The organism is Burkholderia plantarii (assembly GCF_001411805.1).
Classification (GTDB): domain Bacteria; phylum Pseudomonadota; class Gammaproteobacteria; order Burkholderiales; family Burkholderiaceae; genus Burkholderia; species Burkholderia plantarii.
The window spans coordinates 3,723,646-3,743,649 of the sequence record NZ_CP007213.1; the positions used below are offsets into that span (position 1 = coordinate 3,723,646).

General features: G+C 70.4%; 16 protein-coding genes. 4 read left to right on the top strand and 12 right to left on the bottom strand.

Annotated elements, in window-relative coordinates:
- Positions 1-45: 45 nt before the first annotated feature.
- Together bpln_RS32505 and bpln_RS32510 are read right to left on the bottom strand one after the other, a co-directional pair.
- Positions 46-546 carry a cupin domain-containing protein gene (locus tag bpln_RS32505; RefSeq protein ID WP_055141110.1) on the bottom strand — a complete coding sequence of 167 codons (501 nt, stop codon included), beginning with the start codon at positions 544-546 and terminating at the stop codon, positions 46-48.
- Between the two features lie 224 nt (positions 547-770).
- Positions 771-1,367 carry an MlaC/ttg2D family ABC transporter substrate-binding protein gene (locus tag bpln_RS32510; RefSeq protein WP_042629174.1) on the bottom strand — a complete coding sequence of 199 codons (597 nt, stop codon included), beginning with the start codon at positions 1,365-1,367 and terminating at the stop codon, positions 771-773.
- Between the two features lie 333 nt (positions 1,368-1,700).
- Here bpln_RS32510 and hpnN point away from each other — a divergent pair, with 333 nt between their 5' ends.
- Together hpnN and bpln_RS32520 are read left to right on the top strand one after the other, a co-directional pair.
- Complete coding sequence (gene hpnN / locus bpln_RS32515; RefSeq protein ID WP_055141111.1) at positions 1,701-4,331, top strand: hopanoid transporter HpnN; 2,631 nt, start codon at positions 1,701-1,703, stop codon at positions 4,329-4,331.
- A complete protein-coding gene (locus bpln_RS32520; protein ID WP_055141112.1) occupies positions 4,324-5,289 on the top strand; it encodes an MlaA family lipoprotein in 966 nt (321 codons plus the stop codon). Before hpnN ends, bpln_RS32520 begins: the two co-directional genes overlap by 8 nt.
- Positions 5,290-5,430: 141 nt before the next feature.
- On the opposite strand, the gene bpln_RS32525 is transcribed toward bpln_RS32520, so the two are convergent.
- The 8 genes from bpln_RS32525 to bpln_RS32560 form a co-directional block, all read right to left on the bottom strand.
- Positions 5,431-5,994 (bottom strand): carboxymuconolactone decarboxylase family protein, encoded by a 564-nt coding sequence (locus bpln_RS32525; RefSeq protein ID WP_042629177.1) that lies wholly within the window; start codon positions 5,992-5,994, stop codon positions 5,431-5,433.
- A 162-nt stretch (positions 5,995-6,156) separates the two neighbouring features.
- The gene (locus bpln_RS32530; RefSeq protein ID WP_055141113.1) at positions 6,157-7,503 is read right to left on the bottom strand and encodes an aspartate aminotransferase family protein; all 1,347 of its coding nucleotides are present in this window, start codon (positions 7,501-7,503) and stop codon (positions 6,157-6,159) included.
- Between the two features lie 79 nt (positions 7,504-7,582).
- The gene (locus bpln_RS32535; protein WP_055141114.1) at positions 7,583-8,617 is read right to left on the bottom strand and encodes a C45 family autoproteolytic acyltransferase/hydrolase; all 1,035 of its coding nucleotides are present in this window, start codon (positions 8,615-8,617) and stop codon (positions 7,583-7,585) included.
- A gap of 167 nt (positions 8,618-8,784) precedes the next feature.
- Positions 8,785-8,970 carry a hypothetical protein gene (locus tag bpln_RS32540; protein WP_055141115.1) on the bottom strand — a complete coding sequence of 62 codons (186 nt, stop codon included), beginning with the start codon at positions 8,968-8,970 and terminating at the stop codon, positions 8,785-8,787.
- Between the two features lie 158 nt (positions 8,971-9,128).
- On the bottom strand, positions 9,129-9,830 hold the full coding sequence (locus bpln_RS32545) for a phosphorylase (protein WP_042629680.1): 702 nt from the start codon (positions 9,828-9,830) through the stop codon (positions 9,129-9,131).
- Between the two features lie 6 nt (positions 9,831-9,836).
- Positions 9,837-12,194 carry a squalene--hopene cyclase gene (gene shc, locus bpln_RS32550; protein WP_420807375.1) on the bottom strand — a complete coding sequence of 786 codons (2,358 nt, stop codon included), beginning with the start codon at positions 12,192-12,194 and terminating at the stop codon, positions 9,837-9,839.
- Positions 12,195-12,769: 575 nt separating this feature from the next.
- Positions 12,770-13,618 carry a presqualene diphosphate synthase HpnD gene (gene hpnD, locus bpln_RS32555; protein WP_042629181.1) on the bottom strand — a complete coding sequence of 283 codons (849 nt, stop codon included), beginning with the start codon at positions 13,616-13,618 and terminating at the stop codon, positions 12,770-12,772.
- Positions 13,619-13,808: 190 nt separating this feature from the next.
- A complete protein-coding gene (locus tag bpln_RS32560; protein WP_042629182.1) occupies positions 13,809-14,141 on the bottom strand; it encodes a hypothetical protein in 333 nt (110 codons plus the stop codon).
- A 406-nt stretch (positions 14,142-14,547) separates the two neighbouring features.
- On the opposite strand from bpln_RS32560, the gene bpln_RS32565 reads away from it, so the two are divergent.
- Both bpln_RS32565 and bpln_RS32570 read left to right on the top strand, forming a co-directional pair.
- A complete protein-coding gene (locus bpln_RS32565) occupies positions 14,548-15,474 on the top strand; it encodes an alpha/beta fold hydrolase (protein ID WP_042629183.1) in 927 nt (308 codons plus the stop codon).
- Positions 15,475-15,701: 227 nt separating this feature from the next.
- The gene (locus bpln_RS32570) at positions 15,702-17,993 is read left to right on the top strand and encodes a hybrid sensor histidine kinase/response regulator (RefSeq protein WP_042629683.1); all 2,292 of its coding nucleotides are present in this window, start codon (positions 15,702-15,704) and stop codon (positions 17,991-17,993) included.
- A 96-nt stretch (positions 17,994-18,089) separates the two neighbouring features.
- On the opposite strand, the gene bpln_RS32575 is transcribed toward bpln_RS32570, so the two are convergent.
- Together bpln_RS32575 and arsC are read right to left on the bottom strand one after the other, a co-directional pair.
- Entirely contained in the window at positions 18,090-18,650 is a 561-nt protein-coding gene (locus bpln_RS32575; RefSeq protein WP_042629184.1) for an NADPH-dependent FMN reductase, read from the bottom strand.
- Positions 18,651-19,062: 412 nt separating this feature from the next.
- Entirely contained in the window at positions 19,063-19,419 is a 357-nt protein-coding gene (arsC, locus tag bpln_RS32580; protein WP_055141116.1) for an arsenate reductase (glutaredoxin), read from the bottom strand.
- Between the last annotated feature and the right edge of the window lie 585 nt (positions 19,420-20,004).

The window sequence follows — 20,004 nt, forward strand, 5'->3', positions numbered from 1 at the left end:
GCGCCTCGTGCCTCGATCCGGCCGCCACGCCACCATCACACGGCCCTAACGCGCCAGCCGCGCGATCGCCTGCCCGAATCGCGGAAACTCCCGCGTGAGCGCGTCCGGCTCGGCCAGCTCGAATTCGGCGAACTCGAAGCCCGGCGCCACCGTGCAGCCGACGAACGCGAACCGGGCCGGGTCCGCGCAGGTCGCGCCGAACCAGCGGCCGGCCGGCACCACGACCTGCGGCACCACATCCTCATGCACGAGCGGGTTGCCGAGCCGGTGGATCACCAGGCCGTCGTGCTCGTCGAGCACGTGGACTTCGAGCGGATCGCCCGCGTAGAAATGCCAGACCTCGTCGGAGCGGATCCGGTGCCAGGTGGAGAAGGCGCCGTCGCAGAGCAGGTAGTAGATCGCGGTGGAGGCGCTGCGCCGCGCGCCGTCGGACTCGCGCGCGACGCCGAGCGGCGCGCGGTAGGTTTCGCGGAAATAGCCGCCCTCGGGATGGGCTTCGAGGGCGAAACGCTCGATCAGGTCGGCGGCGGCGTGGCTTGCGGGCATCGGAACGGACTCGGTCGCGGGAACGGAATCGCGCCAGCATAGCGCGACTGCGGCCAGCCGTGAGCCACGGCGACGCCGGCCACGACGACCGGCGCCGCATGCACCGCGAGCAATGCGCATTCCCGAACGGTGGATCGCATCACGCGGCCGGCGGGCTTTCCCGGCGCGGCGGCGGGCATGCCAATCAACCGGGCCAACCCGCGGATCGGCCCGGCTCGGCGCCGTCAGTTCACGCGGGCGTTGTGCTTCTGCAGGAACTGGATCAAGCCGTCGATGCCGCCCTGCGCGAGCTGGGCCTTGAACTGCCCTTGGTAGACCTGGATCAGCCACGCACCCGACATGTCGATGTCGTAGATCTTCCAGCCGCCACCTTCCTTGCCGAGCCGGTAGCCCACCGACTGCGTGTCGCCCGGCGTGGTCACGGTGGACTGCACCAGCGCGTCGCTGCCGCTCTCGCCGCCAGCCTTGAACGTGAACTTCGCGTCCTGGCCGCCCAACTGCGCGAGCGAGGCCGCATAAGTGCGCGTCATCAGGAGCCGAAATTGCTTGTAGAGCTCCTGCTGCTGGGCCGGCGAGGCCTGCCCCCAGGCACTGCCCACCGCGATCCGCGTGGTGCGCTCGAAGTTGGTGACCGGCAGGAAACGCGTCTCGACGACCTGCGTGATCTTGTTCATGTCACCGCCGCGCGCGGCGGGATCCGACTTCATCGCGTTGACGGTGCCTTCCACCGCGGAACGGACGATGTCCACGGGCGCGCTCTGCGCGAAGGCCGACACGGAGACGGCCGCCGCGGCGACGAATGCAATCAGATGACGTTTCATGCGTAGTTCGGACTCTCGAAAAAAGAAGCCGGGGCCAACAGGCAATCGGCGCCGGATCAGGACAGTATAGCCGCGCGGGCCGGCGCCCGCGCCGCGGCAGCCCACGCTGCTACGCTTGTTACGGCGTCGTTACCGGATTGTCCGGCGCGCTCTCGTTTGTCACCGATCGCTGACATGCTGGACGGCGCGCCCGGGCCACGGCCCGACACGATTTGACACCATTTTCGGGACGCCCGACGCGGCCGAGACACGCCGGGAGGGTTGCCGCCCCGGAAACCGCCGCGCCGGTATACTTGGCCACTTTGCCCGATCGCGGGCCACGCCAGCCTGCCCATGCTGAGAACCCTATTCGTCCGACTCGTTGCCTGGTCCGTGCGGCGCCCGCTCCTGGTCGTCGCCCTGTCGCTCGTGATCGCCGCGCTCGGCGGCGTCTACACCGTCCAGCATTTCAAGATCAACACCGACGTCAGCAAGCTGCTCGACAACGAGCCGCAATGGGCCGCGCTCGGCGACGCGATCGACCAGGCGTTCCCGCAGCGAAGCCAGACGATCCTCGCGGTGGTGGAGGCGCCGGCGCCCGAATTCGCGTCGGCGGCGGCCAACGCGCTCGCCGCGGCGCTCGACCAGGACACGCGCGCCGGACGCATCGGCCAGGTCTCGCTGCCGGCCGGCGGCCCGCTGTTCGAACGTGACGCGCTGCTGTTCCTGTCGCCCGCCGAGGTCGCCAGCACCACCTCGAAGCTGGCCAGCGCGCGCCCGCTCGTCAACACGCTGGCGAAGGATCCGAGCGTGACGGGCCTCGCCACCACGCTGTCGACCACGCTCGGCCAGCCGCTGCTGACGGGCCAGGTCACGCTGCCCGGCATGAAGACGCTGCTCGGCCGCGCCGCCGCCACCGTCGACGACGTGCTGGCCGGCCGCCCGGCCGCGTTCTCGTGGCGCGCGCTGGTGGACAGCGACGCCGCGAAGCAGCCCGCGTTCGCGTTCGTGACGGTCGAGCCGCAGATCAACTACGGGGCGCTGAAGGCGGGCGAGCAGACCGAGCAGACGATCCGTGCCACCGCCGCCTCGCTCGGCCTCGACAAGCGCTTCGGCGCGGTGGTGCGGCTGACCGGCGAGCAGCCGCTCGCCGACGAGGAATTCGCCTCGGTGGAAGACGGCGCGGCCGTGAACGGCATCGGCACGATCGTGGTGGTGCTCGTGATCCTGTGGCTCGCGCTGCGCTCCAAGCGGATGATCGCCGCGGTGCTCGTCACGCTGGTGGTCGGCCTGATCGTGACGGCCGCACTCGGCCTCGCGATGGTCGGCTCGCTGAACATGATCTCGGTGGCGTTCATGGTGCTGTTCGTCGGGCTAGGCGTCGATTTCGCGATCCAGTACGGCGTGAAGTATCGCGAGGAGCGGCACCGCGACCCGAATCTCGACCACGCGCTGCTGGGCGCCGCGCACTCGATGGGCGTGCCGCTGTCGCTCGCCACGGCCGCCGTGGCCGCGAGCTTCTTCTCGTTCCTGCCCACCGCCTACCGCGGCGTGTCGGAGCTGGGCCTGATCGCGGGCGTGGGCATGTTCGTCGCGCTGTTCACCACCATGACGCTGCTGCCCGCGCTGCTCAAGCTGATGCATCCGCCCGGCGAATCCAGGGCGCCGGGCTTCCCGCGCCTCGCGCCGGTGGACGACTACCTCGACCGGCACCGCAAGCCGATCCTGATCGGCACGCTGGTGGTGGTGATCGGCGCGCTGCCGCTGCTCACGCGGCTGCACTTCGATTTCAACCCGCTGCACCTGAAGGATCCGCACAGCGAGTCGATGGCCACGCTGATCGCGCTGAAGGATTCGCCCGAGGCCTCGGTCAACGACGTCCACATGCTCGCGCCGTCGCTGGCCGCCGCCGACGCGGCCGCCGCGCGGCTCGCGAAGCTGCCCGAGGTGGGCCGCACCACCACGCTGTCGTCGTTCCTGCCGGCCGACCAGCCGCAGAAGCTCGCCACCATCAAGACCGCCGCCGCCGATCTGCTGCCGGCACTGACCCAGCCCGCCGCGCCGCCCGCCAGCGACGCGCAGCGCGTGGCGGCGCTCAAGCGCGCCTCGGCGCTGCTCGGCTACGCGGCGGAGGATCACCCGGGGCCGGGCGCCGACGAGGCGAAGCACCTCTCGCAGTCGCTCGCCAGGCTGGCCGCCGCCGACGCGGCCACGCGCGAGCGCGCCGAGAACGCGTTCTCCACCACGCTCAGGATCGCGCTCGGTCAGCTCGCCTCGCTGCTGCAGCCCTACGAGATCACGCGCGCGAACCTGCCGCCGCAGATGGTGCGCGACTGGGTGGCGCCGGACGGCCGCGCGCTCGTGCAGATCTCGCCGAAGGTGCCGCCCGGCGTCGATCCCGGCGACGACGTGATGCTGCGCCACTTCGCGCAGACCGTGAAGCAGGCCGAGCCGGCCACCATCGGCGGCCCGATCTCGATCCTGCATTCGGCGAACACCATCATCCGCGCGTTCCTGCAGGCCGCCGGGCTGTCGATCCTGACCATCACGGTGCTGCTCTGGATCACGCTGCGCCGCATCGGCGACGTGCTGCGCACGCTGATTCCGCTGCTGGTGTCGGGCTTGGTCACGCTCGAGCTGTGCGTGGTGTTCGGCATGTCGCTGAACTTCGCGAACATCATCGCGCTGCCGCTGATGCTCGGCGTCGGCGTGGCGTTCAAGGTGTATTTCGTGATGGCATGGCGCGCCGGCCAGACCGGCCTGCTGCATTCGAGCCTCACGCATGCGGTGCTGTTCAGCGCCGCGACCACGGCCACCGCGTTCGGCAGCCTGTGGCTATCGCATCATCCGGGTACCGCGAGCATGGGCAAGCTGCTCGCGCTGGCCCTGTCCTGTACGCTGATCGGCGCCGTGGTGTTCCAGCCCGTGCTGATGGGCAAACCGCGCGTGCCACGCGCGCCCCAATCCCCAGAAATCAATGACTAAACAGCGAATCATTGCCGGCGCCCTGACCGCCAGCGCCCTGCTGCTCGGCGGCTGCGCGACCGGCCCCAACAAAACGGCCGGCGACCCGCTCGAGCCGATGAACCGCGCCATCTTCACGTTCAACGACACGGTGGACACGCACATCGCCGTGCCGATCGCGCGCGGCTACCAGAAGGTGACGCCCACGCCGGTGCGCACCGCCGTCAGCAGCTTCTTCTCCAACCTCGGCGACCTCGGCAACTTCGCCAACAACCTGCTGCAGCTGCGCGTGACCGACGCCACCGAGGACGTGATGCGCGTCGTGATCAACTCGGTGTTCGGCGTGGCGGGGCTGTTCGACGTGGCGTCGGCCGCCGGCCTGCCGAAGCATCACCAGGACTTCGGGCTGACGCTGGCGCGCTGGGGCGTGCCGTCCGGCCCGTATCTGGTGCTGCCGGTGTTCGGCCCGAGTTCGTTCCGCGACGGCGTGGGCCGCGCGGTGGACGTGCGCTTCAACCTGCTCAACTACATCGAGCCGGCCGTGCGCAACCCGATGTACATCGCGCAGTTCATCAGCGCGCGGGCCGACCTGCTCGGCGCCTCGGACCTGCTGCAGCAGGCCGCGCTCGACAAGTACTCGTTCGTGCGCGACGCCTACACGCAGCAGCGGCGCTCGGCCACCTATCACGGCTCGCTGATCGGCGGTGCCGGCGCGGCCGGCGGCGCTTCGGACACGCTGCCGGGCGGCCTGCCGAACTACGACGACCCGGGCGCGCAGGCGGGCGGAGCGGGCGGGGCAGGCGGCACGAACAGCGAGCCGCAGGGGCTGCCGAACTACGCGGACCCGGGCCAGGACGCGGCACCGGCCGCGGCTTCGGGCGCGGCGGCCGCCGGTGCCGCCTCGGGCGCCGGCGCCACCGTGGCGCCGTCGTCGCCGCTCGCGCCGGCGGTGCCCGCCGTCACGCCGGCCGCTCACTGAGTTCGCCAATTGTCATCGGCGATCCGTTTCGCGGCGGATCGCCGGTCGCGCGTCGCACGCTCTCCGGCAATGCGCGGGCCTCGCGCCCGCGTCGCCTCCGGCAGTTCTCCGCACGGCTTCTCCATCCCCCGTCGCCGCGCCTCACTCCGCGAACGGCAGCGTCTGCTGGCCGTTCGCGCGCATCCCGAACACGTTCAGCGTCATCGCCACCAGCGCGTAATAACCGAGCAGCCCGACCAGGTTGATCACGACCGGATGGCCGAAACGCGCGCGCGCCGCCTCGAACGTCGCGTCGGACACGCGTCGCGTCTCGTAGAGTTCGGTCGCGAAGCGATGGACCAGCGCATCGTCGCTGTCGGCGCCGCCGTCGAACGCCGGCGCGTCGCCGCGGCGGATCGCTTCGGCCACCGCCTCCGGCACGCCGGCCCGCAGCGCGATCGGATGGTGGATGTGCCACTCGGCCTGCGAGCGCCAGCGCGCGGCCGTGGTCAGGATCGCGAGTTCGGACAGCCGCAGCGGCAGCCCGGTCTCGTAGCGGCAGAACGCGCCGAGCCGCTGCGCGTGCTGCGCCAGCGCCGGGCTGTGGATCCAGCCGAGGAACGGGCCGTCGAGGTTGCCGCGCGGGCCGCCGAGAATCTCGTCGAGCACCGCGCGCTGCGCGTCGGTGGCGGTGCTGCGATCAAAGGGGGGAAGGCGGGAGGTCATGTCGTGAGTCCGGGTTGGGGAAGAGGGCGGGCCGGCGCTGCCACGGCGAACACCGGGGGCCGCGTCGATCGTAACGCGCGCCGCGGGCTTCATGAAGGCGGCCGGCGCGGCGCGAGGCAGACATCGTGCGCCGCCATCCGTCGGCGGCGCTCGGCAAGAGCCTCATGCAGCCGGCCGGGCGCCGCTCGATACGAGCGCGGCATCGAGCGACAGCGCGAGACGTTCGACGATCGTCTCGATCTGCGCGGCCGTGCAGATGAACGGCGGCGCGAGCAGCACGTGGTCGCCGCGCCGTCCGTCGATCGTGCCGCCCATCGGATAGACCATCAGCCCGCGCGCCATCGCCTCGCGCCGCAGCGCCGCGTGCAGGCGATGCGACGGATCGAACGGCGCCTTGCTCTCGCGATCGGCCACGAACTCGACGCCGACGAACAGGCCGCGCCCGCGCACGTCGCCCACCGCCGCGTGATCGATGAACCGCTCGCGTAGTTGCGCGCGCAACTGTTCGCCGCGCGCGCGCACGTTGTCGAGCAGGTTCTCCTCGGCGATCACGCGCTGCACCTCGAGCGCGGCCGCGCAGGCGATCGCGTGGCCGAGATAGGTGTGGCCGTGCTGGAAGAAGCCGGTGCCGCCGACGATCGCGTCGTAGATGCGCTCGCTCGCCAGCATCGCGCCGATCGGCTGGTAGCCGGCGCCGAGGCCCTTCGCGATCGTCACGATGTCGGGCGCGACGCCGTCCTCCTCGCAGGCGAACAGGTAGCCGGTGCGACCCATGCCCGACATGATCTCGTCGAGGATCAGCAGCACGCCGTACCGGTCGCAGACCGCGCGGATCCTGCGGAAATACTCGCGCACCGGCGGCACCGCGCCGGCCGTCGCGCCCACCACCGTCTCCGCCACGAACGCGGCCACCGTCTGCGGGCCGAGTTCGAGGATCTTCGCCTCGAGTTCGTCGGCGAGCCGCTGCGCGAACGCCGCCTCGCTCTCGTCCACGCGCTGCTCGCGATACGCGTAGCAGGCGCCCACATGATGCGATTCGATCAGCAGCGGCAGGAACGGCTCGCGCCGCCACGCGTTGCCGCCGATCGCGAGCGCGCCGAGCGTGTTGCCGTGATAGCTCTGCCGGCGCGCGATGATGTGCCGCCGCGCCGGCTGGCCGACTTCGACGAAGTACTGGCGCGCGAGCTTCAGCGCGGCCTCGATCGCCTCCGAGCCGCCCGACACGAAATAGACGTGGCCGAGCCCGTCCGGCGCCGCCGCGACGAGCCGGTCGGCCAGTTCCTCGGCCACCTGCGTCGTGAAGAACGAGGTGTGCGCGTAGGGCAGCTGCCGCGCCTGCCGTTCGATCGCCGCGATCACGCGCGCGTTGCCGTGGCCGAGGCACGAGACGGCCGCGCCGCCGCAGGCGTCGAGATAGCGTTTGCCGTCGGCGTCGATCAGCTCGACGCCGTCGCCCGCCACCGCGACGGGCAGGCGCGCGCGCGGGGCGCGGTGAAATACCGTGGTCATGAGTAGGTTCCTGCTGCTGGAGGAGAGGCCGCTTCGACGCGAAGCGCGAGGTTCGTGGGAATCGGCTGGATCGCGCGGATCACGGCTGGCGCGCCACGCGCATCGCGAAGCCGCGCTGCCCGTCGCGCCGGACCACGAAATCGACACCCTGCGCATCGATCTCGAACGAGGCGGTGGCGAGCGTGTTCTCGTCGTCGGGGTCAGCCGGGTCGTCGCGGAAGATCGGCAGGCCGGGGCCGCCGCGATCGGCCAGCACGCCCGCGAGCGCGTCGACGCCCGGCGTGTCGAGCGCGGGCAGCAGCGCGGCGAGCCGGGCCTGCCGGTCGCGCGAGGATGCCGTCACGATCTGCGCGTCGATATCGGCGCACGGCCCCGGATGCACGAGATGGTTCGCGTGGCCGTAGACGCCCTCGACCGTCAGCACCGAGGTGCGCGCCACGCTCGCCTCGACGCTGTGGACGCGCGCCTCGCCGGCGCGGCCGAGCATGTGGTGGAAGCCGCTCGCGCGCGGCGGCTCGCGCAGGATCGCGAGCGCCGCGTCGAGCGAGGTCGCCGCGAGCACCGCGCGCGCCAGCACCATGCGCGGCACGCCCGGCGCGGGCGCCGTGATCCGCACGTTGTTGATGGTCTGCACCAGGCCCGCGCGATTGACCGCGAACGTGTGGCCCGGCAGCGAGCCTGGATAGTAGAAGCTCACGAAGCCGGGGCCGCGCTCGGGCCGCACGTCCACCAGCAGGCAGCGGTCGAGCAGGAACGGATCGCCGTCCTCGTTGTGGACGATGCGCTGCGCATGCGGGGTGCTGGCGGCTACCGTGGTGCAGCCGTCGCCGCTGTGGTTCAGCAGCTCGCCGCGGCAGTTCCAGGCAAACAGGTCGGCGGCGTTCAGGCCGAGCCCGGCGGCCATGCCGTCGATCTCGGCGACGAACTCGGGGAACGCGGACTCGGCCTCGCGCCGCAGCACGGCCGGCAGCGCGTCGCCGCGGCGCGCCATCACCGCCTGCCAGGCGCCGCTTTGCGCCGTGTACGCGGCCATCACGGGGCGCGCGAGTTCGCCGAGCCGGTGCCCGATCTCGCGCGCGGAGCCGGCGACGACCACGGGTTGAAGTGCTTTCATCGGAAATCCCGTTTCACAACATACGATTCTCAAATTATATTCACAACAACATTTGTTGTCTTTACGAACGTGACGACGTCACCACGGCGGACGGGGTGGACCGACGGAAAAAACGGGAAGAGGGACGGCGCGCTAGACGGCGGTGCCGCGGTCGCGCCCCGGCGGCATCAGCAGGCGATCGTCGTGTTGCCGCGCGCGAACCACTCGGCTTCGTGCGGCGAGATCAGGTCATGCTCGTCGTGATCGACGAGCCGGTTCGCCACCGGTATCGACAGGCAAGGGCGGCCCGACACCGTTTCGACGCCGAGCGCGTAGCGGTAGACGCGGCACACGAAGCTGTCGTGGAAACGCATGCGGCCTCCGGTCGGGCGCGAAACGGAATCAGGCGGAATCAGCCGGATGGGCGCCGAGTCGCGAACCCGACGGCGGCGCCGTCGGTCGCCGCGCGCCGCCGCGAAGGCACGGCGCGCACGACTCGAAAGATGGACGGCCGCCGCCCGTCGGCAACGGCTCACAGGCCGCGCCAGGCGCCTTCGCGTTCGAACGCATGGCGCGCCTGGATCAGCGTCGCCTTCGCGGCGCGCGCGTCGCCGGCCAGCTTCAGCAGCGCGCCGAGCTGCGACGGCTGCTTCGCGAGTTCGCGCAGGATCGGCACGATCGCGGTGCTGCCGTCGTCGCGCAGGCCGGCCGTGGCGGCCGGCGGCAGCGTGCGCCACGACGGATCGACGATCGCGCGGCAGACCGCGAACGGCACGCCGCGCGCGGCCGCGAAGGCCGCCGCGATGTGCGATTCCATGTCGACCGCGAGCGCGCCGTGGCGAGCGTGCAGCGCGGCTTTCCGCTGCGCGTCGACGACCGGCGCGCCAACCGCCGCGAGCCGGCCGCGCCGCACGCTCGCGGCGAGCGGCGTGCCGCGCAGCGCGGCGACCAGCCGGCGGCTCCAGGCCGCGTCGGTGGCGACCTCGCCGAACGGGCCGTCGATCGCGTCGGCGATGATCAGCGTGCCCGGCGCGAGATCGGGCGCGAGGCCGCCCGCCGTGCCGAAGCTGACGATGCCGGCGCAGCCGCGCGCCACCGCTTCGGACAGCGCGCGTTCGAGCCGGTCCGCGCGCGCGGCGAACACGGTTTCGACACCGTCGCCGGCCGCGATCTTCGCCTCGAACGCCATGCCGCTGACGGCGATCACGGGCGAGCGCGTGGTGGTGGTGGCCATCAGCATTTACATCCCCACCGTCACGCGCCGGGTGCCGCTGCGCCGCAGGTTGCGGTAGCGCGCGAGCGCCCACAGCGGGAAGAACTTGCGATAGCCGTGGTAGCGCAGATAGAACACGCGCGGAAAACCGGTGGCGGTGAAGCGCGTCTCGTCCCAGAGGCCGTGCTCGCGCTGTTCGGCCGCGAGCCAGGCGATGCCGCGCGCCACCGCCGGATGCTCGACCTCGCCCGCCGCCATCAGGCCGAGCAGCGCCCAGGCCGTCTGCGACGCGGTGCTGGTCGCGCGCTCGTAGCCGCGATAGTCGAGCTTGTAGCTGTTGCCGTCCTCGCCCCAGCCGCCGTCCGGGTTCTGGATCGACAGCAGCCACTGCGCGGCGCGCTTCACGCGCGGATCGTCGAACGGCAGGCCGGCCGCGTTCAGCGCGCCGAGCGCGCTCCAGGTGCCGTAGATGTAGTTCATGCCCCAGCGGCCGTACCAGCTGCCATCCGGCTCCTGCTCGGCGAGCAGGTAGTCGAGCGCGAAGCGCGCGGGCGGGCTGTTGCCGGTGGTCTCGCCGAGCTGCGCGAGCATCGACAGGCAGCGGCCCGACACGTCGGCGGTGGGCGGATCGAGCAGCGCGCCGTGATCGGAGAACGGGATGCTGTTCAGGTAATGGTGCGTGTTCTCGGGCTCGAACGCGCCCCAGCCGCCGTCGCTGCTCTGCATGCCCACCACCCATTCACGCGCGCGCGCGATCGCGTCGCGGTAGACGTCGGTGTTCGCGAGCTTCGCCACGCGATCCATCGCGAGCGCGACCACGGCCGTGTCGTCCACGTCGGGGTAGTGCGGGTTCGCGTACTGGAACGCCCAGCCGCCGGGCCGCACGTCGGGGCGGCGCGAGATCCAGTCGCCGCGCACGTCGAGGATCTGCAGCGGGCGCAGCCAGTCGAGGCCGCGAATCGCGGCCGCCTCGGCGCGCGGCTCACCCGTCTCGAGCAGCGCGTGGGCCGCCAGTGACGTGTCCCAGACCGGCGACAGGCACGGCTGGCAATAAGCCTCGTCGGTCTCGTCGTCGTGGATCACCAGCAGCTTTTCGAGCGAGCGGCGCGCGATCGCGCGGTTCGGATGATCCTCGGGATAACCGAGCGCGGCGTACATCATCACCGAGTTCGCCATGGCCGGATAGATCGCGCCGAGGCCGTCCTCGCCGTTCAGGCGTTCGTCGACGAACTGCACCGCCTGGCGGATCGCGCGCTCGCGCGTGTAGCGCGGGAACAGGCCGTCGGTCAGGCGCAGCAGGCCGTCGAGCACGCGGAAGCACGCGAACCAGGCGGGGCTCTGGTGGCCCGCGCGCGGCAGCAGGCCGGCGTTCACGGGCGGGGCGACGAACAGCTCGTCCACGCGCACGCCGCGCGGATTCTTCGCGAGCGGACGCTTCGCGTTCAGCACCAGCAGCGGCACGGTCACCGTGCGCGCCCAGTACGACACCTTCGAGAGGTGGAACGGAAACCACTGCGGCAGCAGCATGATCTCGACCGGCATCATCGGCACCGCGAACCACGGCACCACGCCGAACAACGCGAGCTGGATGCGCGTGAACACGTTCGACATCTCCGCGCCGCCCATCGCGTGGATCGCGTTGCGCGCGCGGACCATGTGCTCGGCGTCGGCGTCGTCGCCGATCATCTTCAGCGCGAAGTAGGCCTTCACGCTCGCGCTGACGTCGGGCGCGCCGTCGGTGAACAGCGGCCAGCCGCCGCCCGGCAGCTGCACGCGGCGCAGGTAGCGCGCGATCTTGCGTTCGAGCTCGAGGTTCGGCGTCTCGCCGAGGTAATGGACCAGCAGCACGTATTCGGCCGGGATCGTCGAATCGGCTTCCAGCTCGTAGACCCAGTGGCCGTCCGGCTGCTGCGCGGCGAGCAGCGCGTCGGTCGCGCGCGTGACGGCCGCGTCGAGGTCGGCGGGGGCGAGGGTGGACGCGTCGGTCGGTGCCGGGATGGACGGTGTCGGTGCGGCGCCGGGAGTGGGCGTCGTGTCGGCCGGGCTCACCGCTGCTGCTGCTGCTGCGGCGGCGGCGGTCGCGCCGACGACGACCGCGTCGATCGATGCTGCCTCGGAAGATGCCGATGTGGTGGATACGCCAACGGCAGGCGTCACGTCAGCCGGCGCCGCCGCGACGGCGGCAGGCGCCTCGATCGGCGCCGCGCCGGCCGAGGCCGGTGCGGTAGATGCGCCGGCGACAAGCGTCGCCCCAGCCGACTCCGCCGGCACGGAAGCGCCAGTCGCGGCAGCGCCATCGATCGGTACCGCACCGGCCGGGCTCGGCGTAACGGATGCGTCGACGGCAGGCGCCGCGGACGCGGACGCGCCGGCGGCTGCGGGCATGTCAACGGTAGTCGACGCCGTTTCAACATCGGCGGGAAGCGCGGCGCGCGATGTCGCGCTTGCCGCGTCAGTACCCGCAGCGCCCGTCACGGTACCGGGCACCTGCCCGGCAACCGGCTCGGCGGCACGCGCCGGCGCGATCGACCCGGCCGCCGCTTCCACGGGCGTGGTCCCGGCGGCGGGCGGCGTCGCGGCGTCCGGCCTGGCGGCCGGCGCGCTCGAATTGGTGAGATCGTTCATCGGTCCCTCTCTTGTCATGCGGCGCGTGCGGTATCGCTCAGCGGCACGCCCCGTCGATCGACGCGGGCAGGGCGGCGGCCCCGTTGCCCGCGCACAGCGGATCCGGTCCGCGAGCAGGCGCGGCCGGGCGTTTCGAATGCCGGCGGCCCGCCACGGACACGTCCGCGCGAACCCCGGCCGGCAGATCGGAGCCACGCATCGCCCCATACGAGCAATAAGGCATCCGGCCGAAGCGTGTACTCACGTCGAAGTACCTCGCCTGAGCGCGGTCGGGCCGGCAACCCGACAGCGCGACGGGCGATCCGCCGATCGCCCGGTCGATGGTCCACATCGAATCAGAAAAACGCGTAGCGCAGCGCGATCAGCAGCATGCGCAGGCGCGGCTTGCGCAGTGGCTGGCGCGGCGCCACGAAGCCACGGGCCAGCGCCGCCTCGAGGATGCAGCGGTAGGCGCCCGACATGATGCGCGGTGCGCGCACCTGGGCGCGCACCGCGCCGTCCATCACGCGGTCGGCCTGCGCGAAATGCGCGAGCGCGCGCTCGGCGAGCGTCGCGCACACGCGCGGCAGCGCCGGATGCCGCGCGATCGCATGCGGATCGCCGAGCGGGATGCCTTCGCGCTCGAGCAACTCGCGCGGCAGGTAGCAGCGCCGTATGTCGGCGTCCTCGTCGATGTCGCGCAGGATGTTGGTCAGTTGCAGCGCGCGGCCGAGATGGTGCGCCAGCTCGATGCCGGGCGCTTCCGGCATCCCGAAAATCCTCACCGACAGCCGCCCGGCCGAACTCGCGACGCGATCGCAATACAGATCGAGCGTGGCCTCGTCGGGCGCGCAGATATCCTCGGCCGCATCCATCGCCATGCCGTCGATCATGTCGTGGAAGTCCTCGCGCTTCAGGCCGAACTGACGGATCTCCCGCGTCAGCGGCACGAGCGAGGCGCGCGGCCGGCCGGCGAAGCAGGCGTCGATGTCGGCGCGCCAGCGGTCGAGCCCCGCCGCGCGTTCCTCGCGCGTGCCACCCTCGTCGGCGATGTCGTCGACGGCGCGGCAGAAGGCATACACCTGGAACATGGCCTCGCGCTGCGGGGCCGGCAGGATCCGCATCGCGTGATAGAACGAGCTGCCCGACGTAGCGGCAGCGGCATCGGTTTGGGTTTCGTCCACGACGGGATGGGAAACGGTCAAGACGAGCTCCGCTAAGACGCCCTCGCGGGCGATGGAAGTAGCCATGCCCGGCGGGGGATGGAATTGCGTGCAAGATGCGCGAACGATGCGCGCAGACAGGCTTGATTGACCGGGGGATGGCCGGAAATGGGCCGAAGTATAGCAATGTTTGCCGGCGATTGCCGCCGCCCGGCCCCGCAGAACCGGCAACTTACGCGAATACGACGTCGCGCTGCAGATCGAGCGCAATCAGGCCCAGCGCGCGCGCCAGCTGCAGTACCTGGCGGCGCTCCAGGCGCGAGCCCATGAAGCTCGTGACGTGGCCGTCGCTCTCGACGGTGAGGTGGAAGCTCGCCACGCCCTCGCCGAACCAGGCGCCGGGCACGTCCTCCGACTCGCGCCAGGCGAGATCGGCGATCACGCGGCCGATCGCGTCGCGAATCTCGTCGCCCGACGCGATCGACGGCGCGACCTCGCCGAGGTCGTCGAGCGAATAGGGGCCGGGCGTCGGCGGGCGACGATAGAACAGGTAGTCGGAATTCATGAGGCGCGATGATGAGGGGCGAATATTGAAAATTAGCGCGAGAACCCGGCTGAATGGAATAGGGAAGACGGCGTGCTGTGGCGCGCCCGTAACAGTTTCGCCGCGGCGAGCCCGTCAGGCCGGCCCCACGGCGGCGGCGCGGGCGGTTCCGGGCTCGCCGCAGGCCAATCGCCACGGCATGGCATCAACCCCTGTCAATCGCGAAACACGCGTGCTCTTGCGTTCCATGACACGCGCGGCACGGACGGGTAACGCCGCTTGGTCGTGCATTGTTTGATAGTGGGGACTCACACTGCATGGGATTCCCCGGGTTTGCCGTGCCCCGATGCGCTCTGGCACCATCGGGGCACCGGACCCGCCGCGAGCGGCGGCGAGGCCCGCCCATTATTCCATCTGGAGAGACACCGTGGCCCGTTCCGAGACCGAAGCGCCTGCCCGTCACGCCCCCGCCCCGTCCGCGCGCCTGCCGTTCGTGCTCGTGCATGGCGCCTGGCACGGCGCCTGGGCCTACCAGCGGCTCGGCGCGGCGCTGGCCACGCGCGGCCATCCGAGCCTCGCGCGCGACCTGCCCGCGCACGGGCTCGACGCCCGCTATCCGGCGGCATTCGGCGATCCGGCGGACGCCGCGGCGCTGGCCCATGAACCATCGCCCGTCTCCGCGACAACGCTCGACGACTACACCGACAGCGTGTTGCGCACGATCGACGAGGCGCGCGCCCTCGGCCACGAGCGCGTGGTGCTGGTGGGCCACAGCATGGGCGGCCTCGCGATCACCGCGGCGGCCGAGCGCGCGCCGGAGCGGATCGCGAAGCTCGTCTATCTCGCCGCGTTCATGCCGGCCTCCGGCGCGGCCGGCCTCGATTACGTGCGCGCGCCGGAGAATCAGGGCGAGGCGCTGGCCGCGCTGATGTGCGCGAGCCCGCGTGCGGTCGGCGCGCTGCGCATCAATCCCGCCAGCCGCGATGCCGGCTATCTCGCGATGCTGAGGCAGGCGCTGTTCGAGGACGTGGACGACGCGACGTTCCGGGCCGCGATCCGCCTGATGTCGTCGGACCTGCCGCCGGCGCCGTTCGCCGCGCCGATCGCGACCACGCCGCAGCGCTGGGGATCGATCGAGCGGCATTACGTGGCGTGCGCGAACGACCGCGTGCTGCTGCCCGCGCTGCAGCAGCGCTTCATCGCCGAGGCCGACGCGTTCGTGCCGCAGCGGCCGACCCGCGTGCATCGGCTCGCGAGCAGCCATTCGCCCTATCTGTCGCAGCCGGAGGCGCTCGCCGAGCAGCTCGTCGCGATCGCGCGCGCCTCCGGCGAACCGGCAGCGAGCCTCGAATGAGCCGCGCATGAACCGTCGCCCCGGAGTCTCGCCAGCGGCGCACGCGGCGCGGCGGCGGTGCCAATCAACAGACGATCCACCGACGATCCGTGGGCAATCCGCCGACGACGTGCCGATGACGCGTGAATGATGCGCAAACGCGCGCGAGGCGGGAGGTGGCGCCCCGCGAGTCGTTTATGATGACGATCAAGCAACGCCACCACCACACGCAGTCCCGCATCTTCACCATGAAGCCTGACCGGCCTGACGCATCACGCCCCTCGTCCGCCTCCGCGGACTGGCAGGACGACGACGACGCGCCGTTCGCGTCGGGCGCGCCCGAACACGACTTCGCGGTCCGCCGGATCACGCTGATCGTGCTGCTCGCTGCCGCGATCGTGCTGCCCTGCGTCTACGTCGCCGTGATGGCCTACAACGACCTGCGCGCGCGCGAGGCCACCGCGCGCGACGTGACGATGCGTACCGTGCGCGTGGCCGAGGAACATGCGCTGAAGGTGTTCGACCTGACCGAGACGCTCGACGCGCGCATCGTCGACCTGGTCCAGGACCTCGACGACCAGGCCGTGCGCAACGCGGAAGCCGACATCCACGATACGCTGAACACGATCGGCGGCGGCTATCCGCAGGTGGCGGCGGTGTCGATCTTCGGCGCGAGCGGGATGCTGCTCGCCAACAGCCTCTATTACCCGGCGCCCTACGCGTCGATCGCGAACCGCGACGACTTCATCGGCATCCGCGACGACAAGGTGATCGAGCACATCTCGCGGCCGATGCGCGGCCCGCTGCGCTCGACCACGCCGAGCCTCGTGTTCAACACCGGCGTCGCGCGCCGGCACAGCGACGGCAGCTTCGCCGGGATGGTGTCGATCGCGCTGAAATCCTCGTACTTCAACGCGTTCTACCGCGAGCTGCTCGGCGGCGAACGTTCGCCGATGACGATGGCGCTCACGCGCAGCGACGGCGCCGTACTCGCCTCCTACCCGCCGCCGCCCGACAGCGGCGACGAGAAGCTCGACGAGCGCGTCGCGCCGTTCGTCAACGCGCGCGCCTCGAATTCACACGCCGGCATCTCGCGCGTCCAGCACGACGGCATGACCGAGATCGTCGCGTACCGGCAGGTCGGCTCCTACCCGGTGTACGTCACCTGCGCGTACCGCGCGTCCGCGATCTGGCAGGCCTGGTACGAACACCTGAGCGTGCTGTTCGTGTCGATGTTCGTGCCGTCGTTCGCGCTCTGGTGCGTGATCTGGCTGTCGCTGAAACGGCTGCGCGTGGAGGAGGAAGCCTGGGACCGCTGGCAGGCCGAGGCTTCGATGCGCCGCTCGATCGAATCCGCATACCGGCAGTCGCGCAAGATGGAGGCGCTCGGCAACCTGGTGGGCAGCGTCGCGCACGACTTCAACAACCTGCTGATGATCATCTCGAGCAACATCCAGATCGTCCGCCGGCGCGGCGCCGAGCATCTCGACACCGAGCTGACCGCCGTCGAGCGCGCGCTGAAGAACGGCCAGTCACTGACGCGCCAGCTGCTCGGCGTGGCGCGCAAGCAGCCGCTGCGCAGCGAGACGATCGACGTGCCGCAATGGCTCGGTTCGTCGTGCCGCGAATTGCTGAAGACGTCGCTGAGTTCGAAGTCCTCGCTCGTCATCGAGATGCCGCCCGACATCTGGCCGATCCGCGTCGACATCGCCGAACTCGAGCTGGCCGTGATCAACCTGTCGGTGAACGCGCGCGACGCGATGCCGACCGGCGGGCGCTTCACGATCGCGGCGCAGAACCTCACGTTCCGCCGCGAGGACGGCTTTCCGCTGACGGGCGACTACGTCTGCATCGCGCTGTCGGACACCGGCAGCGGCATGCCGCCGGAGGTGCTCGCGCACGCGTTCGAGCCGCTCTTCACCACCAAGCCGAAGGGCATGGGCACGGGCCTCGGGCTGCCGCAGGTGTTCGCGTTCTGCGAGCGCTCGGGCGGCATCGCGACGATCGACAGCATGGAGGGGGAGGGGACCACGGTACGGCTCTACCTGCCGCGCGCAAAGGCGACCGACCCGGCGCCGTCACCGCCGGCCGTGCCGCGCAGCAGGGCGCCGGAAACGGACGTCCCCCAGGAAGGGCTGCGCATCCTGCTGGTGGAGGACAACGGCGACGTGGCCGCCGGCACCGAGGCGCTGCTCGCGCTGCTCGGCCATCGCGTCACCTACGCGGCCAACGCCGACGACGCGCTCGCGCTGCTGAACGCGCCCGTCGCGCCCGACGACGAGATGCGTCCCTACGACCTCGTGATTTCCGACATCCACATGCCGGGCAAGCTGAACGGCATCGATCTGGCCGAGACGATCGAGTGCCGCCCCGGCGCGCTGCTGCCGGTGATTCTCGTCACCGGTTACGCGGAGGAACTCGACCGCACGCGGCGCGTGAATGCGCGCGTGCTGTCGAAGCCGTTCGACATCGGTCTGCTCGACGAGATGCTGCATGCGATCAGCGAGACGCGCGACGCGCGCCGGGTCACGCGGACTTGAGATCGGGGTGGACGCCGCCGGCGGGCCGGGGCGTCACGCGCGCCGTGCATCCGTGCATGATTCACGGCGCCCCCGTGGCGGGGCGAGCGCGAACGCTCAGGCCGCGGCCGATGCGTGGCGACGCACCCAGTGCGCGTAGCGATCGACGAACGACTGCAGGAACTTGCGCGTGTCGTCGCTGACGATCTTGCCGTCCGCATCGATGCGGCCTTCGTCGTGCTTGATGAAGATTTCCGGCTGCGCGAGCGTGGCGACATCGAGATAGGCCAGCACGTTGCGCAGATGCTGCTGGGCCAGTGCGGTGCCGATGGCGCCCACCGAGGTACCGATCACCGCACCCGGCTTGCCGCCCCACGAATTGCTGCCCCACGGGCGCGAGGCCCAGTCCAGCGCGTTCTTCAGCACGCCCGGCATCGAGCGGTTGTATTCCGGCGTGACGAACAGCAGGCCTTGCGCCGCCTCGATCTGCTTCTTGAAGGCGCTTGCCTCGGCGGGGAACGCCGAATCGTAATCCTGGCTATACAGGGGGAGCGCGCCGATCTCGGCGAACTCGAACGCGAAATCTTCGGGGGCCAGCGACATCACGGCCTTGGCCAGGGCACGGTTGAACGACTCGCGTCGCAGACTGCCGACGACGACGGCAATGCGGTATGTCATCACATTCTCCTTCCGCTCGATTGGGAATGAGGCCGCATTCGTTCACGGACGAACGGCAACGGCCCATTTACGGGCAGGCCAGTGCAAGTCCTGCCATACGGGCGATCCGGGCAGACTTTCCACAAGGTTTTCCACAGAAACTGTGGATAACTTTGCGCTTCGCGCGGGCCGGGGGATAACCCAAAGAGGGCCGGCATCGAATCGACGGACCGCCGCGCGCCCGGACAGCATAGCGCACAAGCCCGAGCGCGGAACGTGACAAACATGGCGCGGCGCGCGGGATTCCGCGTTTCGGCCGGGGGAGCGGTGGGGTGATGAAGCGGGAGGCGGCGGGCAAAACAATGAGGCCGCCGACGGCATCGCTGCCGTCGGCGGCGTGTATTTTTTCTATTGAAAATAATAGCTATATCAATTATTCGAACAGCATGTTGATTGTTTCCGGCGGCCGGCCGATCGCTGCCTTGCCACCGCGGACGACGATCGGCCGTTGCAGCAGAACCGGATGCGCGGCGATGGCTTGGTAGAGCGCCTCGTCGTCGACGTCTGCGCCGCCGAGGCCCAGTTCCTTGAACAGTGCTTCGTTGTCGCGAATCATGTCGCGCAATGGGCGATCGAGCTGTTCATGGAGCGCCCTCAGGTCGCTGACCGTCAGCGGCGTCTTCAAGTATTCGACGACCTGCACCGGCTCGCCGGCGGTATTCAACGAATCAAGCAATGCCAGCGTTTCGCGGGACTTCGAGCAACGGGGATTGTGGTAGATCGTGATCATTCGGGATGTGAGGCGTGGGCGTGTTGGTGGGCAGGGGAGGCCGGCTATTGTAGCGACGAGCCGCGATGGCGTCGTGTGCGAAGCCGCTGCGGGGACCGTCGTGCGTCGTGCCGGGCCGCTCGACTGGATACGCGAAGAACAGACGCCGATCCGGGGCCAAGATGGTCAAGGACATTGAGCGACGACGGCAGAGGAGGATCCGCGTACACGAGAGCCGTATGTCATGTTGGGTCCGGCGCTGTCTTTTGCCCTGATCCGAGCGCTCATGGGGCATCGAGGCCGCAGCCTTCGACAGGGATGCGCGGATAACGGCGGCCGGTTTATGCGCATAAACCGGCCGCCGGCACATCTGGACATGGGTCGTTGCCCTCGGTCACAAAGCGACGCAGTCCTCCCGGCCATTAGCCATCAATGATGGCCACCTGTGCTTGGTCGTATCTTTATACGTCTCGCCTCGATGGGAACAAGGGATCGACCTCATCCACGCCAGAACCGTCTGGCATCAACTGAGCGCTCAAAAATCCCTGCCACGATTCCCGTCCCACAGGCTGCCGGACAGTCATCCATCCGCTTTATGCGCATAAA

Excerpts from the sequence above, each read along its gene's own strand:
- bpln_RS32510 (WP_042629174.1), bottom strand. The coding sequence starts at position 1,367 with ATGAAACGTCATCTGATTGCATTCGTCGCCGCGGCGGCCGTCTCCGTG.
- bpln_RS32540 (WP_055141115.1), bottom strand. The coding sequence starts at position 8,970 with ATGCGTTTCCACGACAGCTTCGTGTGCCGCGTCTACCGCTACGCGCTC.
- bpln_RS32520 (WP_055141112.1), top strand. The coding sequence starts at position 4,324 with ATGACTAAACAGCGAATCATTGCCGGCGCCCTGACCGCCAGCGCCCTG.
- bpln_RS32570 (WP_042629683.1), top strand. The coding sequence starts at position 15,702 with ATGAAGCCTGACCGGCCTGACGCATCACGCCCCTCGTCCGCCTCCGCG.
- shc (WP_420807375.1), bottom strand. The coding sequence starts at position 12,194 with ATGCCCGCAGCCGCCGGCGCGTCCGCGTCCGCGGCGCCTGCCGTCGAC.
- bpln_RS32575 (WP_042629184.1), bottom strand. The coding sequence starts at position 18,650 with ATGACATACCGCATTGCCGTCGTCGTCGGCAGTCTGCGACGCGAGTCG.
- arsC (WP_055141116.1), bottom strand. The coding sequence starts at position 19,419 with ATGATCACGATCTACCACAATCCCCGTTGCTCGAAGTCCCGCGAAACG.
- bpln_RS32545 (WP_042629680.1), bottom strand. The coding sequence starts at position 9,830 with ATGGCCACCACCACCACGCGCTCGCCCGTGATCGCCGTCAGCGGCATG.
- bpln_RS32535 (WP_055141114.1), bottom strand. The coding sequence starts at position 8,617 with ATGAAAGCACTTCAACCCGTGGTCGTCGCCGGCTCCGCGCGCGAGATC.
- bpln_RS32530 (WP_055141113.1), bottom strand. The coding sequence starts at position 7,503 with ATGACCACGGTATTTCACCGCGCCCCGCGCGCGCGCCTGCCCGTCGCG.
- bpln_RS32525 (WP_042629177.1), bottom strand. The coding sequence starts at position 5,994 with ATGACCTCCCGCCTTCCCCCCTTTGATCGCAGCACCGCCACCGACGCG.
- bpln_RS32560 (WP_042629182.1), bottom strand. The coding sequence starts at position 14,141 with ATGAATTCCGACTACCTGTTCTATCGTCGCCCGCCGACGCCCGGCCCC.
- hpnN (WP_055141111.1), top strand. The coding sequence starts at position 1,701 with ATGCTGAGAACCCTATTCGTCCGACTCGTTGCCTGGTCCGTGCGGCGC.
- bpln_RS32505 (WP_055141110.1), bottom strand. The coding sequence starts at position 546 with ATGCCCGCAAGCCACGCCGCCGCCGACCTGATCGAGCGTTTCGCCCTC.